The organism is Streptomyces sp. NPDC026500 (assembly GCF_055567635.1).
In genome coordinates this window covers 1-14,454 of record NZ_JBVHQB010000043.1, presented here as the reverse complement: position 1 = coordinate 14,454, position 14,454 = coordinate 1, and the positions used below count along the sequence as shown (strand labels likewise).

The following is a 14,454-nucleotide window of genomic DNA, read 5'->3' as shown; positions in this document are numbered from 1 at the left end:
TGAAGCCGTGTCAGGCGACCGGCGGAAAGCCGATTGATCATGCTGGGCGGGAATCAACACGCTGTTCCAGCGACGAGGAGTACGGCATGCCGATGGACTCGGTGGCTAGATTTCTGGCGGCTCTGAACCCGGAGGATCGGCAGACTGTCGGCGCCGAACCACGCGATGAGCAGGAGCGCCTCGCTGCGGCCTGGGAACGCGAGCTGGTGGCAGACGCCGAACTCGACACGCTCGACGAGTTGTCGCCGCCTGCGGCCGAGGCAGAGGCGGCCCGTCGTGTCCTGGACCGCAGAGACGGTTGACCCCCTGCAAAGATTTGTGTCCCCTGATTGAGTGCGCATCAGGTGCTTTGCGGGCGGGTGCTGGTGAAGCGGACGATCCAACGAGCCGTTCGTTTAAGCGTCACGATCACCGTTATGTCATGTCGGCCTTTATGGTCTGACCTGGTCACGTTCGGCGATGGTCTTGGGCTTCGAGCCGAGCGGTCTGCCGGGGCCGGGCCGGTTGGGTTTGGGCGCACGGGCCGGGCAAGGCAAGTTCGGGCGGTGGTTCCTGAACCGCGGCGGGCCCGGGCGGGGTGAGCCTGCCGGGCTCGGCCTGCTTCTCCCAGGGGCGGCGGCGGTCCGCGGCCGGCGGCCGGGTGAGACGGAGTTGGGTGTGGGCGGCGACGACCAGCCAGGTCCACCGGTCCGCCGCTTCGGGGGTGCGAAGTTTTGGGCGGTCCAGCCCAGCGTCTGCTTGATCATCCGGAAGGTGTGTTCCAGGTCGAATCTGCGCAGGAACGCCGGCCGGCGCAGGGCGACGTCCTTGCCCGACAGGCCGGTGGCCGATGTCCACAGCCAGACGGGGAGCGGATCGTGGCCGCCGGGTAGGCGGTCAACCTGAAGGCGGATCAACACGCCCTCGATGACGAGGAGTTCACTGCGCGGGGCGCGGTGGCGGGGGCGCCGGTGCCCCGGCGGGATGGGGGCATGACGGTAGGTGGCCTCGTGCGCCTGGGTGATCAAGGTCTTCAGCTCGGCGTCACGGACGATGCGGGCCACGGGTACGCCCGTTGGGTTGCAGGGGGGAGCCGACGAAATGCCAACCGTTCGGTGACGAAATGAGGTGGCGTTGGAGTCGGCAGAGGCACCAGTGCGACGATGTTGTCCCGTCTCACCGAAGGTTGACGGGCCCTTGTCTCAGGAGAGCCTGACCGCCCAGGTCATCAGGCCCGGGGGTCGTCGGCACAGGGTCTGGAAAGCCTGTGGATCGCTCGGCTACGAACCGATCCAAGAGGGGCGGACGTCGAAGCGACCGGAAGTCCCGTAGTCCGACAGGCGGGTGCGATCGGGCTCGATGAGCTTCAGAATGTCGCAGGCGTAGGCGACGGTGTCGGGCCGTCGTGCGGCTGCGATCTCGGCGTAGAACAGCCATAGTCCCTGCCGGGCAGCCTGCTGGCACGCTTCCGAGACGTCTTCGTCGTCGTTGTAGATGAGTCTCAGTAGCAGGTCGAGTATCTCGGTCCTCGCGCCGACGGACAGCTCTTGTGTGAGGGCTGCCATCAGCACCGACACAGCGGGGACAGCCGGCTCCTGCGGGAACGACTGGATCATGAGGTGGTTTTCGAGGCCGAGAGCCCACGCGTCTTCCCGCCTCTTGGCGGCTGCCAGCAGCAGGAAGTCGCCGGGCAAATGAGCCGCGCTGTGTTCGCACGCGCATCGGAGCGCGGCCCAGTCGTACCTGTCCAGCTCTGCCTTCATGAGCTCACCGGCGTTCAGCGGGTGCCTCCTCGATGGTCACCGCGACAGCCCTGTTTTCATCTGCCTGTCGCAACTCGCACGCTGGCGGAGCGGGATTGCCACCGGGTGGGAGTGCCCCGGTGACGATACCCGGCCCGATGACCTTGGCGGTCAGACTCTCCTGAGACGAGGGCCCGCCCGTCAACCTTCGGTGAGAACCGCTCAGCCTTCGGTGAGACGGGACAGATGTGTGGCTGGCGATTGGCGTTTGACGCGCATGCCATTGGTCAGGACCGTGAGACCGGGTCGGACAGGTTTGTTGATACAGGAGGTGCTCATGCCAGCCCGTATCCGCTCGTGAGCCGCGCTCAAGCTCGTCGCTCCGTGTCTCGTGACCAGTACTTCGTGGTCCGAAGAACACTCCGCCGACAGGTCCCTGGCCAGCGATGACCGCAGTTCTCAATCAGTGGTCGGAGCGTTCCGGAGGACAGGGCGGCCAATCTCCTTGAGCCATCAACGGCAACTCCGCATCAGCCACATCCGGTCCTCCCGGACCGCCAACATTCTTAGGGACCCCGCATGCTGGTCCGTGCATCCTCGTTCACCGTCGACCTCGGCGAAGGCGGCTACCTGATCGGCTTCACCGACGACTACGAGTACCCCGAAGAGATGCCCTTCGGCTGGCGCTGCGGCCCGGCCACCGACGCCGGCGCCGTCGTCCTCACCACCACCGACACCGGCCCCCTCCAGCTGACCGTCCAGGTTCACGATGTCCCGCCGGCACCCGAGAAGGGCGGCGAGTGGGAGCACGCCGAGGAGATCAGCCTGCGGACCGACATCCCTGCCCTCCATGTGGCGACCCTCGAGCAGGGCGACCTCCTGGACGCGTGGCCGGATGAGGAGCCTCTCCTGGAGTTCCCGTCCTCATCCGACGGGTCGCACTGGGTGCGGATGCGCCTGTACTGCCACGCCGACGACCCCGAACCCGGCATCGGCGACCACGGAGAACGCCACCTGGTCCAACTCTGGCCCGCACCCCACACACTCCCCGTCCACCCCGACATCACCGAAGCGGACCGCCAGGCCCGCGCCGACTACGCCGCGGACATGGCCACGCCCGTGGAGGACTACACCACCACGTACACGGACACGCACTACGGCGAACAAGTCTGATATTTGCTCCCATATCAGCCCGGGCCGCCTGGGTGCCGGCGTCTGGCAATGCGGGCAACAGCGTGGCCGCGGTGACGCGTCGATCGCCCGTCCGGGCCAGATACGAACCGGCTGTTCGAGGGCGGCGCACCCCCGCATTTACGTCGTACTCCTGCGCGCGGGCCCCGCCCGGTGTGCTCATGCGCCCTCGGGCAGTACCGAGGTCGGTGGAACCTGGAGTTGGTACGCCTCCGGCGACCACAGATGGTGAAGCGTAGATACTCACGCTGGGTCCGCTGAGCCTCGCTTGTCCTCAACGTGGACGACGCGAAGTTCGGTGCCATCCCGATGGCGCTTCGAACGTCCGAACAGCCCGACGGCAATCTCCGACCGATCGTGTGGTTCATCAGGGCCGACATAGGTGAGGACGTCGTTGTGGTGCCCGGTGACGACCCATCCCTCGGCATCCTTGAGGTCGATCACCCCAAAGTCCCCTGCCGAAGATCCGGCATGCGCCGGGCCGAACTCCTTCAGGATCTCTGTGGCTTGTTCAGCAAGCTCTCCAACGGGAGCGGTCAACACGACACAAGTGCCATGCTCGAACAGCACCCACGACTTGTGCGGGTCGGCGAGAATCCGCTGCCAGACATCTATCAGTATCTCGGTGTTCACGGCGGTCATCATGCCGCAGAGCACTGACACAGGATGGCGATCGACCGACGCCTATGGCGAATACGCGACTCCTGAACATCCGGGCCTACCAATCTCAACACCTGGGTCTTGTCCACAGTGGAGCTCGTGCTGCTCAGGACGTGATGGGGTCGGGCTGGCTGCTGTGCGGGCACGCGGCATGGATGTACTTCATGGCGGTGCGGGGAGAGAGGCCGAAGAGGCGGATGAGGTGGAGGGGCTCCGCTTTGGCGGGCGATCCGGGTGCGCGATGGCCGCGAGGCCGGTCTGCAAGTTCACGGTGACCTCCGTCAGTCAGCCTTCGTCGTGCGGGGTGTCGTTGACCGTCCCAGGACTGTCGTTCAGGACCGCCCCCCTCAACGGAGAGGAGATAGGCCGCTCCGTCACCCTCGGTGCGGCCGGACCCGCCGACCTGACCGCGGTCACCTTCCAGTACCGCCACGGCGACACCGACGCCTGGTCGGACATCCCGGCGTCCGCCGTCACCTTCCACTCGAAGGTGCCCGGGCAGACGGCAGCGGATCCGCTCCGCCGGACGGTGAGTACACGCCGCATCGACGACAACCGCAAGGCCGCGGTCAAGCAGTGCAAGCGGTACTGGGGACCCAACTACACCAGCGGCGGCAAGGAGTGTGACGAGTACCCCTTCGCGAGCACGTATGAAGGGACCGCGGAGCATGACTACGACCCGGAGGCAAGAAAGTTCAACTTCTCCGCGAAGCCGATCCCGGGCGACGACAACCAGGCGGGCGGCTCCATCCTGAAGAGCTTCTACGCCAAGAACCGCATCATCGACGGAATGGATGACGGCTTCATCGTGAAGATCGTCACCTGACCTACGCTGCGGCGGGATGGTCCTCGCACCGGTCACTCCCGCCGCAGCCAGTTCATGATTTGGCGGGCCAGAACTGCACGAGGTAGCGCTCCACACCGTGGCCGGTGCCCTCGCCCTCCGACAGGGCTGCAGCCTCGGCCCGGCCCGCACAGTGCACACGCACCTGCCACGAACCGCCGGAATCCGCCAGTGTGATCAGGTCGTCCATCCGGCCCGTGTGCATGGACCACACGGCTACCTGACCACTGGTCGACTCGAATTCGGCTTCGGCCAACTCGTCCCAGTCGGCCCGGTTCTGCTGGGGCGGTGGCCCGTCCCACACTTCGACGCTGACTGCGGCGGTGTGGGTATGGCCACCGCTGGTGATGTCCAGGCGCCCCGGGCGCGTGCTGAGGAACGCATGCCGGTTGAAGTCGTCCGGGAAAGGCACCGGCAGGTCTGAGTCATCGGACTCCTGCAACCCGAAGGCGTGAAAGCCCACGTACGCATGCACATCCTGCTGCCGCACAAGCTCAGCCATACGAGCCCCTTCGATGTGACAGACGACTGGTCCTTGCCCTGATCGTAAGTCGGCTTGGCTGTGAGCTCGATGCCCCCTTGGAGGATGCACGCGCCGCCGCGGCCGTGCTCGCCCGCGGTTGCGGATCGCAGAGGTGAGGGAGCGGAGCTGATCCACGGCGAGCTCTGGGCGGCGAAGAGGTTTCCCACCGCGGGGTTTAACGCGACGGCGTTCCCGCCGGACCGGAAGCGTGCGCAGATGGTCGGTAGGAAGCCATCTCAATTGGTTATAGCCAACGGAGATAGTCGCTGGCAGACAGGTTGCGATGGCGGTTGAATGCCTTGGTGAGTGACTACTGGACACCCGCCCATCACGCGGTCGAGCACGACGATGCGGAGGCCCTGGCCCGGTTGCTGGCCGACGGCGCTGATCCCGACGAGGTCTTCAGCAACATGACGTTGCTGACGCACGCCGTCGATGCCGAGGGCGACGGATCCCTGCAGAGCGGTGAGCCACTGACCGTTCACATCACTGCTGTGCTGCTGGCCTTCGGCGCTGACCCGGAGCTCGCGGATCCAGAGGGTCGCACCCCCCTGGACATGGCCGCCCGCTACGGTCACGACCTGGCGGTGAATCTGCTGCGGGCCCACATCAGCAGGCGAGCCGCTGGTAACAGATGAGGGCGCAGGCGATGCTCGTGAAGGCGAGGAAGTGCTCGGCTTTGCGCTCGTAGCGGCGGTGGAGACGGCGGCAGCCGGCGCGCCAGGACATGGTCCGTTCGATGGTCCAACGGTGACGCCCCAAGCGCTGCGAGGTCTCAACTCGCCTGCGGGCGATGCGTTGCCCAATTCCCCGCTTGGATAACCATCGCCGCAGGTGAGCGTAGTCGTCGCCCTTTGTCGGCATGGAGCTTGCCGGGCCTGCGACGACGGGGGCCTCGGCCCGAGCGGACCGGGGGTATGCCCTTCACGAGCGGAATCAGGGCCTGGCTGTCATGGACGTTGGCACCGGAAACCCCGACAGACAGGGGCAGACCGCAGACCGCTCCGCTTGGTGACCAGGTGGATCCTTGAGCCGTATTTGCCCCGATCGACAGGATTCGGACCCGTCAACTCCCCCTTTTTTGGGCCCGCATGTTCACCGAATCGATCGCGCAACGGGACCGGTCCAGGTCGCCGCGGGAGCCCAGTTCGTCAAGTACGAGGCGGTGCAGCTTGGCCCACACCCGTGTTTTCGTTCGCCAGTTCATGATGGCGGACCACTTCGTCCTTGGCCTCAGATGAGGTTCCGACGGGCCTGGTCCGGCAGTTTGCTGAGGCTGGTGATGATGGCGCACTACAACAACCCAAGCGGATAGGCCGCAGCCGAACCGATTCTGTGGTCAGGGCTGGTCGTACCAGGCAAATGCTGCGATCCGCCAGCCCTCTGGGGTGCGGACGTACTGGATGGTCTTGGTCCCGCCTCCCTCGAACGCCTCACCATCCAAGATCCCGGACTTGCGGTATTCGCCGAACCGCGACGCGATATCACCCGCGATCTCTGTCCGTTCAGAGGTCTCCCACTCCGAGAACTCGACCAGCCGACCGTCGGTCAGCAGTCGCTTGCGGGGCTCGATGAACTCCTCCACGGTGTAGACCGTGAAATCCGGGCCGGTCTTGACGATCACGCCATCCGGAAGAACCAGTCGGCGGATCCGGGCCACGTCGGCAGCCTTGCCGCCCCGGTTGTCAAAGGCACCGAAGAACTCGGCGGTCACGACGTCTATCTCGATCTTGGACATGGCGTGACGGTAACAGCGAAGACGCGCCGGACATCGTCGGTCTCGACAATCATGCGGTACGTCGTCGAGGCAGGCCGTCGCGTCAGTTCAAGCGCCTGGCCGGGCAGGGACCGGCTGCGCTCCCTGCCGCCCCGGCGTCTTGCCCCACCGCCAGGCCGGCCCGCGGATCGCGACCACTCGTGCGGCCTGTGCCTCCCCAGCGCTGTCGCCCCGGAGGGGTGCCGTCTGGTTGCGGCTCGCACGCAACCGGTCACGGCAGCGGCGCCCGTTGGCGCCAGGTTGTCAGGCGCCGGTGTGTTCGGTGAGGCAGACCTACTGGCGGGGTTCTTGGATGGAACGGCCCTGTTGCGCCCGACGTTGCGTACAGGGCTGCGCCGGGTCGGTGCGTGATGTCGAGGAACTGCTTGCCCTCCGCGGCAACGGCTACATCGACGAGATCCTCGCCGAAGGCACCCGCGTGCTTGCCGGGCAGAACATCCCGCGCATCCGGGCGTCCACGGATCTCAGCAACACCCCATGACGAATGCCTTCCAGCGTGCCGGACACGTCAACCTCGAACGCGCGATCAGCATGACCCGGAACTGATCCAGACATGGGGCGGGAGGCCGCGAACGGCCTCCCCACCCAACTCGGCCGGATCCAGCTGTCGTTGGTGGTCGGCCGGTTCGGGACTCAGCGCGTGGAGTGGTGGTGGTCGGCCGCTTCGGGGTGTTCGAGTTGGTTGGCCAGGACCGCGGCCTGCACGCGGCGCTGGACGCCGAGCTTGGCCAGCAGCCGGGAGATGTGGTTCTTGACCGTCTTCTCGGACAGATAGAGCTCTTTGCCGATCTCACGGTTCGTCAGCCCGTTCCCGATCAACGCGAGGATGTCCCGCTCGCGCGGCGAGAGACTGGCGAGCTCGGGCGAGAGGGCCGGCTCCTCGGCCGGGTCCGTGCGCAGCTTGCGCATCAGCCGGGCGGTCGTCGTGGGGTCCAGCATCGACTGGCCGGACGCGACGGTACGGACCGCCGAAACCAGGTCGGAGCCCTTGATCTGCTTCAGTACGTAGCCCGCCGCCCCGGCCATGATCGCGTCGAGGAGGGCTTCCTCGTCGTCGAACGACGTCAGCATCAGACAGGACAGCTCCGGCATCTGGCTGCGCAGCTCCCGGCACACAGTGATGCCGTCGCCGTCCGGCAGGCGTACGTCGAGGACCGCCACGTCCGGGCGCAGCGCCGGGCCGCGCACCAGGGCGTGCTCGACGCTGTCCGCGTCGCCGACCACCGAGATGTCCGGCTCGGCGTCCAGCAGGTCCGTCAGACCGCGGCGTACCACCTCGTGGTCGTCCAGCAGGAACACCCGGATCGGGTTCTGCTCGGAGAACGTACGCGCCTCGGCCATGACGACCCCTTGTTCAGTGATGGACCACGGACCGTGAGTCCCTGACGACGATCATCATCCTTCCGGCCCGGATGCACTAGGGCCGATCGGCCCAATCCGAGCCTGGCGGCCCACTTCACCGCTCCTGGCGGTGTTCCGGGGCTGTGAAGTCGAAGCCTACGTCCACCACTCCTTCGACGGCCCGCACCAGACGGGCGGCCACCGGTACCAGTGATGTGTCCTTGACGCGTCCGGAGAGGGTGACGACACCGCCCCGCACCTCGACGCGGACCGCCGAGGGCGACGCGTGGAAGAGGTAGGACACGATCTCCCTGCGGACCTCCTCGGCGATGTCCTCGTCACTGCGCAGGAACACCTTGAGGAGGTCACCGCGGCTGACGACGCCCTCGAGACCGCCGAGCTCGTCGACGACGGGCAGCCGCTTGACCTTGGCGTGCGCCATGATGCGGGCGGCCTGCGCGAGGGTCGCGTTCGCGCGCACGGTGACCGCCGGAGAGGTCATCAGCTCCTCGGCACTCACCCCGCCGGCCTTGGCCAGATCGCTCAGCCGCCGCAGCTGTGTGTACCGGTCCGGGTCACCGTCGCGGAACTCCTCCTTGGGCAGCAGATCGGCTTCGGAGACGACCCCGATCACCCGGCTCTCGCCCTCCACCACGGGCAGGGCACTGACCTGCCACTGCTCCATCAGCTGCACGATCTCCTTGAAACCGGCCCCACGGCCGATGGCGGCGACGGTGTGGGTCATCACGTCGCTCACGATGTGCGGACTGCCGTGCACGATGGCTCCTTGGTCGGTTCCGGCAATGGCTGTCAGCGCGACCATCGCGATCAGCGCGCGTCGCCGCTTCCGTAGGGGGCATACAGGTCGAGCAGCCGGGTCCGGGCCGACTGCAGCCGGTGGGCGACGATCCCGCCCGTCCACAGGGCCACGGCCATCCCCAGCTCGGGATCGGCCCGGCACGTCTCCCTGACCACCTCGGCGTCGAACTCGTAGGCGCGCACCGGGCTCGTCGCCTCGGCGCCCAGATGCCAGGTGTGCGGGGCGAACAGCCAGGACCAGCCGACGAGTTCGTTGTGCCCGAGGTTCTCGATGACGGCCGGTCGGCGGCCCGGCACCCGCAGGTCGAGGGCCACCGTGCCGGTCCGGATGATCCAGAACCGGTCCGCGCGGCGGCCTTCCTCGAACAGCCGGGTGCCCTCGGGGAACGACACCTCACGGGCCATTCGCAGCAGCCGCTCCCGGTGGTCGACGGGCAGCGCTCGCAGCATGGTGGATGTGGTGGAAGTGTTCATGATCCTGCCTCTTCCTGGCGCGCGATCCTTCCACCCCCAATCTCTGCCCGTGCCCCTCCGGTCGCCATGGGCCATCCGGCCCCGGCTGCGGGCCGCCCGGCACAGCCCGGGGCCGAAGGGCCCCGTGGAAGGGACGCCCGGCCCCTGCGCGCGGACTCCGCCCCGGTAGCAGGCTTGACGGGAGAAGAGACGCCACGGCAGCGGCGACCGCCGCCCGGCCCGTGGTCTCTCCGCCGAGCGTACGACGCTGGAGGTGCGGATCATGATTCGACCGGTCGCAGCGGGGATCGACGGGTCCCCGGAGAGTCTGGCCGCCGCGCACTGGGCGGCCCGTGAAGCCCTGCGCCGGGGCACGCCGCTCCTTCTGGTGCACGCCTGGCAGTGGCATCCGCGACCGGCTCCGTCCGTGCCGGCGGACATGTCCCAGCGGGCCTGGGCCGAGGACCTGCTGACCGGGGTCTCGGACGGTCTGTGTGCGGCGCACCCCGGACTGCGGGTGCTCGACCGGTCCGTCGAGGACGCCCCGGTGACCGCTCTGCTCGCCGCGGCCGACGAGGCCGCCGTGCTGGTCCTCGGGTCCCGCGGGCTCAGCGGGGTCACGGGATTCCTGCTGGGTTCGATCTCCCAGCGGATCGTCTCCAGGTCACCGGTCCCGGTGGTCCTGGTGCGCGCCGGCGTGGGCACCTGCGACGAGCACTTTCCGGCACCGGACGGCATCTCCCCGGACGAGATACCGCAGGTCCCGTACCGCGACGTGGTACTCGGCCTCGACACCGACCGGCCGTGCGACGAGGTGATCGAGTTCGCCTTCGACGCAGCCCGGCTCCGTGGCGCCGCGCTGCGCGTCCTTCACGCCTTCAGCGCCCCGCCCTCCTTCGCCGCCGTCGACCGGCTCGTCCAGGTGGGCGGCCCGCAGTTGCTGGCCGAGCACGAACACGCCGTGGTAGCCACCCTGCGCCCCTGGTGCGAGAAGTTCCCCGAGATTCCCGTCGCCGAGACCGTGGTGGACGGCCGCGCGGCGGGTGAACTCGTCCGCGCCTCCGCGGGCGCCGCCCTGATCGTGGTGGGACGCCGGCAGCGGGAGACCCGCTTCGGCACCTACCTCGGTCCGGTCGCCCACGCGGTGCTGCACCACGCCGACTGTTCGGTGGCCGTCGTCCCGCACGCCTGAACACACCTGGAAGGCGAAGGACATGACCCGCGATCGCCACGTGTGCGAATTCGCCTGTTCCGCCGCCGTCACGCACGCCTGAACACACCCGGAGGGTAAAGGACATGACCCGCTACGTGTACGAATTCGCTGACGGGGGCCGCGACATGGCGGACCTGCTCGGCGGCAAGGGAGCCAATCTCGCGGAGATGACCCGGCTGGGACTTCCCGTCCCGCCCGGCTTCACCGTCACCACCACAGCGTGCCGCGAGTACCTGGCCACCGGCGAGGAACCGGGCGAGCTGGGTGCGCAAGTCGTGCACGCGCTCGCCGAGTTGGAGCGGAGCACCGGTCGCGAGCTCGGCGGCCGGGACAACCCGCTGCTGCTCTCCGTCCGTTCGGGCAGCAAGTTCTCGATGCCCGGGATGATGGAGACCATCCTCGACATCGGCCTCGGGGACGAGTCCGTCGCCGGCCTCGCCAAGGCCACGGGCCGCGAGCATGTCGCGTGGGACTCCTACCGCAGGCTCCTCCAGATGTACGGCCGCACCGTGCTCGGCATCGCACCGGAACGCTTCGACCGGCACACCGCCGGGGGCGACCCCGCAGCGCTCGTCGAGCACTTCAAGCAGGTCATCCGCGACGCGACCGGCGAGGAGTTCCCGCAGGACCCGGCCGAACAGCTCCAGCGGGCGATCCGTGCCGTCTTCGACTCCTGGAACGGCGAGCGCGCCCGTCTCTACCGCAGCCGTGAACACATCCCCGACGACCTCGGAACCGCCGTCAACATCCAGGTGATGGTCCTCGGCAACCTCGGCCCGGACTCCGGCACGGGCGTCGCCTTCACCCGCGACCCGGCCACCGGCGCACGGGGCGTCTACGGCGACTACCTTCCCGACGCCCAGGGCGAGGACGTCGTCGCCGGCATCCGCAACGCCGTCCCACTCGCCGAACTTGAGCACCTCGACCCGGCCTCCCACCGTCAACTCCTCCAGCACATGGAGACCTTGGAGCACCACTACCGCGATCTGTGCGACGTCGAGTTCACCGTCGAGCGCGGCAGGCTCTGGATGCTTCAGACCAGGGTCGGCAAGCGCACCGCCGAGGCGGCCTTCCGGATCGCGGAGGCGCTCGTCGACGAGAAGCTGATCGGCGAGGACGAGGCGCTCGCCCGGGTCGACGGGACGCAGCTGGCACGGCTGATGTTCCCCCGGTTCGAGGCGCATGCCGAGGTCACGCCGCTGGCGCACGGTGTCCCCGCCTCGCCCGGCGCCGCGGTCGGCGCGATCGTCTTCGACTCGGCGGAGGCCGTACGACGCGCGGACGCCGGGGAGCACGTCGTCCTCGTACGGCGTGAGACGACGCCCGACGACCTGCCCGGGATGGTCGCGGCCGAGGCCGTGCTGACCAGCCGGGGCGGCAAGACCAGCCACGCGGCCGTCGTCGCCCGCGGGATGGGCAAGGTCTGTGTGTGCGGTGCCGAAGAACTGACGGTGGACGTCGAATCCCGCACCCTCACCGCACCCGACGGGACCGTGCTCACCGAGGGCACCGTGATCTCCGTGGACGGCACGGTGGGCACCGTCCATCTCGGCGCCCTGCCGCTGGCCGACTCCCCGGTCGGGCACTTCCTCGACACCGGGGAAGGCGACGGCGCACTGACCGACGCGGTCGCCCGTACCCTCCAGCACGCCGACTCCGTACGGCGTTTGGGCGTGCGTGCCAACGCCGACACCCCCGAGGACGCGGCCCGCGCCCGCCGATACGGCGCCGAGGGCATCGGGCTGTGCCGCACCGAGCACATGTTCCTCGGTGAGCGCCGGAGCCTGGTCGAGGCGATGATCCTCGCCGACGACGACACCGGACGGCGCGCCGCCCTGGACGCCCTCCTGCCCCTTCAGCGGGGCGACTTCACCGGGATCCTCGCCGCGATGGACGGACTGCCGGTGACGATCCGGCTCATCGATCCGCCGCTGCACGAGTTCCTGCCCGACCGCACCGAACTGGCCGTCCGCGTCGCCACCCGGCCCACCGAGCACGACCGCCGCCTGCTCGCCGCGGTCGAGCGCATGCACGAGTCCAACCCCATGCTCGGACTGCGCGGCGTCCGCCTCGGGCTCGTCGTCCCCGGCCTGGTCGAGATGCAGGTACGGGCGATCGCCGAAGCCGTGGTGGAACGGATCCGCGCCGGGGGAGACCCCCGGGCGGAGATCATGGTCCCGCTGGTCGGCACGGTCGAGGAACTGCGGATCGTCCGCGCCGCGGCGGAGCGTGTCCTCGCCGAGGTCTCGCGGGAGTCCGGGCTCACCGTCGAGTGCCCGATCGGCACGATGATCGAGCTGCCCCGGGCCGCGCTGACCGCCGGCCGGATCGCCGAGGCCGCCGACTTCTTCTCCTTCGGCACCAACGACCTGACCCAGACGGCCTGGGGCCTGTCCCGCGACGACGTCGAGGCGTCCTTCTTCCCGGCCTATCTGGCCCAGGGCGTCTTCGCCGCCTCGCCGTTCGAGACCCTCGACCGGGACGGCGTCGGACGTCTGGTGCGCATCGCCGTCGAGGAGGGCCGCGCCGCCCACCCCGGTCTGAAGATCGGCGTCTGCGGCGAACACGGCGGCGACCCGGACTCCATCCACTTCTTCCACGACACCGGGCTCGACTACGTCTCCTGCTCGCCGTTCCGCGTCCCGGTCGCCCGCCTCGAAGCGGGCCGGGCCTCACTCGCCGACGGCAGGGACGGCGCGTCGGCCGCGACCTAGGAGTCAACGGCCAAGGGGAGGAACAGACATGATCACCCGTCAGGTGACGGTCGGTGTCGACGGCTCGCTCATCGCCGTACGAGCGCTGGACCGGGCCGCCGAGGAAGCGGCGCTGCGCGGCGCCGCCCTGAACATCGTCCACGCCGTGCCCGACGTGGACATCGCCGGACCCGTGCTCGCCGCCGCCGCGTTACGGGCCCGCCGACGCTGTCCCGGTCTGACCGTCACGGCCCTGGCCGCCGTCGGCAGCCCGGTCCGGGCACTGGCGCACCATGGCCGGAACTCCGAGCTGACCGTCGTCGGAGCGCGCGGGTCGGGCGTACTCGGCGGACTGCTGGCCTGCTCGGTGAGCCGTCGACTGTCCGCGCGCACGCGTGGCCCGCTGCTCGTCGTCCGGGGCGCTCAAGGAGCCCCGGACGGTGGGGTGTTGTTCTGGCCGGGGGGTGAGACGGACGCGGATGCCGCCGCGTTCGCCTTCGCGGAGGCGGAGCGGCGAGGGGCCCGCCTGTGCGTGCTGCGCGCCGAGGCCTCCCGGTACGCGAAGGCCCGCCGCCGGGCTCTGGTGCCGGATGACGGCGCCTGCCGATCGCCGGGAGGCGAGCGGCCGGTGTCCGGCGTGGGCGACGCATCGCCCACGGGGCGCGGATCGTTGCCGCCCGCCCGTCCCGTGCGCGAGCTCCTGGAGGCGACCCGCGGGGCGGTCGTCGTGGTCGTCGGCGTCCAGTACCGCGGGCCCGGGCCGGGCCCGGTCGCCCGTGCCCTGCTCCGTCACGCGCACTGCCCGGTGGTGCTGGTACCCAGCGACGCGGCGTGACGACCGGGCGGGACTGTGGTGGTGGTACCGGACGGCCCGCCCGTGGACGCCGTGTGCGAGAGCATCGCGCACACGGACGATGTACTCCGGAACGGATCGCACATGGACGCATGTGCACCGGAGTGGCCGTACATGGGTGATGTGCACCGGAGTGCGGCGTACATCGCGGTACAGCGAAGTGAATTCCCTTGCGGGAAAACCTGGTTGGTGATCGCGCACGACTCCGGCGTTCCCCGGACAGGGACCTTCGGCCCTCCTGTCAGGGACCCGCGACCCCTCCGAACTCCCTTGCCACCGCGAGACATTGAAGACGCAACGGAAGCAGGCAGGACCACGTCGAACATCTCTGGGAGGGATGAGCATCATGGCAGTCCACGAGCAGCC

Annotated in this window: 14 protein-coding genes and 3 pseudogenes; 8 read left to right on the top strand and 9 right to left on the bottom strand. The window is 68.9% G+C overall.

Annotated features, from left to right (window positions below):
- Window positions 1-86 precede the first annotated feature (86 nt).
- The gene (locus ACZ4N5_RS41125) at window positions 87-302 is read left to right on the top strand and encodes a hypothetical protein (RefSeq protein WP_467762082.1); all 216 of its coding nucleotides are present in this window, start codon (window positions 87-89) and stop codon (window positions 300-302) included.
- A gap of 129 nt (window positions 303-431) precedes the next feature.
- Here ACZ4N5_RS41125 and ACZ4N5_RS41120 read toward each other — a convergent pair.
- Window positions 432-920, bottom strand: a pseudogene (locus tag ACZ4N5_RS41120) (NF041680 family putative transposase); the annotation flags it as partial.
- A gap of 339 nt (window positions 921-1,259) precedes the next feature.
- On the bottom strand, window positions 1,260-1,742 hold the full coding sequence (locus ACZ4N5_RS41115) for a hypothetical protein (RefSeq protein ID WP_467762081.1): 483 nt from the start codon (window positions 1,740-1,742) through the stop codon (window positions 1,260-1,262).
- A 558-nt stretch (window positions 1,743-2,300) separates the two neighbouring features.
- On the opposite strand from ACZ4N5_RS41115, the gene ACZ4N5_RS41110 reads away from it, so the two are divergent.
- On the top strand, window positions 2,301-2,894 hold the full coding sequence (locus tag ACZ4N5_RS41110; RefSeq protein WP_467762080.1) for a hypothetical protein: 594 nt from the start codon (window positions 2,301-2,303) through the stop codon (window positions 2,892-2,894).
- Window positions 2,895-3,155: 261 nt separating this feature from the next.
- Here ACZ4N5_RS41110 and ACZ4N5_RS41105 read toward each other — a convergent pair whose 3' ends face one another.
- Window positions 3,156-3,557 (bottom strand): hypothetical protein, encoded by a 402-nt coding sequence (locus ACZ4N5_RS41105; RefSeq protein ID WP_467762107.1) that lies wholly within the window; start codon window positions 3,555-3,557, stop codon window positions 3,156-3,158.
- Window positions 3,558-3,882: 325 nt separating this feature from the next.
- Between ACZ4N5_RS41105 and ACZ4N5_RS41100 the strand changes: the two genes are divergently transcribed.
- Window positions 3,883-4,398, top strand: a complete 516-nt coding sequence (locus ACZ4N5_RS41100) for a NucA/NucB deoxyribonuclease domain-containing protein (RefSeq protein WP_467762079.1) — start codon at window positions 3,883-3,885, stop codon at window positions 4,396-4,398.
- Window positions 4,399-4,450: 52 nt separating this feature from the next.
- Here ACZ4N5_RS41100 and ACZ4N5_RS41095 read toward each other — a convergent pair whose 3' ends face one another.
- Window positions 4,451-4,918: a hypothetical protein gene (locus ACZ4N5_RS41095; protein WP_467762078.1), complete on the bottom strand. Its 468-nt coding sequence runs from the start codon at window positions 4,916-4,918 to the stop codon at window positions 4,451-4,453.
- A gap of 323 nt (window positions 4,919-5,241) precedes the next feature.
- On the opposite strand from ACZ4N5_RS41095, the gene ACZ4N5_RS41090 reads away from it, so the two are divergent.
- On the top strand, window positions 5,242-5,577 hold the full coding sequence (locus ACZ4N5_RS41090) for an ankyrin repeat domain-containing protein (protein WP_467762077.1): 336 nt from the start codon (window positions 5,242-5,244) through the stop codon (window positions 5,575-5,577).
- On the opposite strand, the pseudogene ACZ4N5_RS41085 reads toward ACZ4N5_RS41090, so the two are convergent.
- Both ACZ4N5_RS41085 and ACZ4N5_RS41080 read right to left on the bottom strand, forming a co-directional pair.
- Window positions 5,549-6,164 (bottom strand): annotated as a pseudogene (locus tag ACZ4N5_RS41085) (IS5 family transposase); the annotation flags it as partial. The gene ACZ4N5_RS41090 and the pseudogene ACZ4N5_RS41085 overlap by 29 nt on opposite strands.
- A 114-nt stretch (window positions 6,165-6,278) precedes the next feature.
- Window positions 6,279-6,677, bottom strand: a complete 399-nt coding sequence (locus ACZ4N5_RS41080) for a nuclear transport factor 2 family protein (protein ID WP_467762076.1) — start codon at window positions 6,675-6,677, stop codon at window positions 6,279-6,281.
- Between the two features lie 400 nt (window positions 6,678-7,077).
- Here ACZ4N5_RS41080 and ACZ4N5_RS41075 point away from each other — a divergent pair.
- Window positions 7,078-7,262, top strand: a pseudogene (locus ACZ4N5_RS41075) (GNAT family N-acetyltransferase); the annotation flags it as partial.
- Between the two features lie 87 nt (window positions 7,263-7,349).
- On the opposite strand, the gene ACZ4N5_RS41070 reads toward ACZ4N5_RS41075, so the two are convergent.
- The 3 genes from ACZ4N5_RS41070 to ACZ4N5_RS41060 form a co-directional block, all read right to left on the bottom strand.
- Window positions 7,350-8,057, bottom strand: a complete 708-nt coding sequence (locus tag ACZ4N5_RS41070) for a response regulator (protein WP_467762075.1) — start codon at window positions 8,055-8,057, stop codon at window positions 7,350-7,352.
- Window positions 8,058-8,172: 115 nt separating this feature from the next.
- The gene (locus ACZ4N5_RS41065; RefSeq protein ID WP_467762074.1) at window positions 8,173-8,835 is read right to left on the bottom strand and encodes a CBS domain-containing protein; all 663 of its coding nucleotides are present in this window, start codon (window positions 8,833-8,835) and stop codon (window positions 8,173-8,175) included.
- 50 nt (window positions 8,836-8,885) lie between these two features.
- The gene (locus ACZ4N5_RS41060; protein ID WP_467762073.1) at window positions 8,886-9,350 is read right to left on the bottom strand and encodes a cyclic nucleotide-binding domain-containing protein; all 465 of its coding nucleotides are present in this window, start codon (window positions 9,348-9,350) and stop codon (window positions 8,886-8,888) included.
- 262 nt (window positions 9,351-9,612) lie between these two features.
- Between ACZ4N5_RS41060 and ACZ4N5_RS41055 the strand changes: the two genes are divergently transcribed.
- The 3 genes from ACZ4N5_RS41055 (at window position 9,613) to ACZ4N5_RS41045 (ending at window position 14,070) form a co-directional block, all read left to right on the top strand.
- Window positions 9,613-10,521, top strand: a complete 909-nt coding sequence (locus ACZ4N5_RS41055; protein ID WP_467762072.1) for a universal stress protein — start codon at window positions 9,613-9,615, stop codon at window positions 10,519-10,521.
- 104 nt (window positions 10,522-10,625) lie between these two features.
- Window positions 10,626-13,256, top strand: coding sequence for a pyruvate, phosphate dikinase (ppdK, locus tag ACZ4N5_RS41050; protein WP_467762071.1), 2,631 nt, complete (start codon window positions 10,626-10,628; stop codon window positions 13,254-13,256).
- Window positions 13,257-13,284: 28 nt separating this feature from the next.
- A complete protein-coding gene (locus ACZ4N5_RS41045; protein ID WP_467762070.1) occupies window positions 13,285-14,070 on the top strand; it encodes a universal stress protein in 786 nt (261 codons plus the stop codon).
- Window positions 14,071-14,454: the final 384 nt, after the last annotated feature.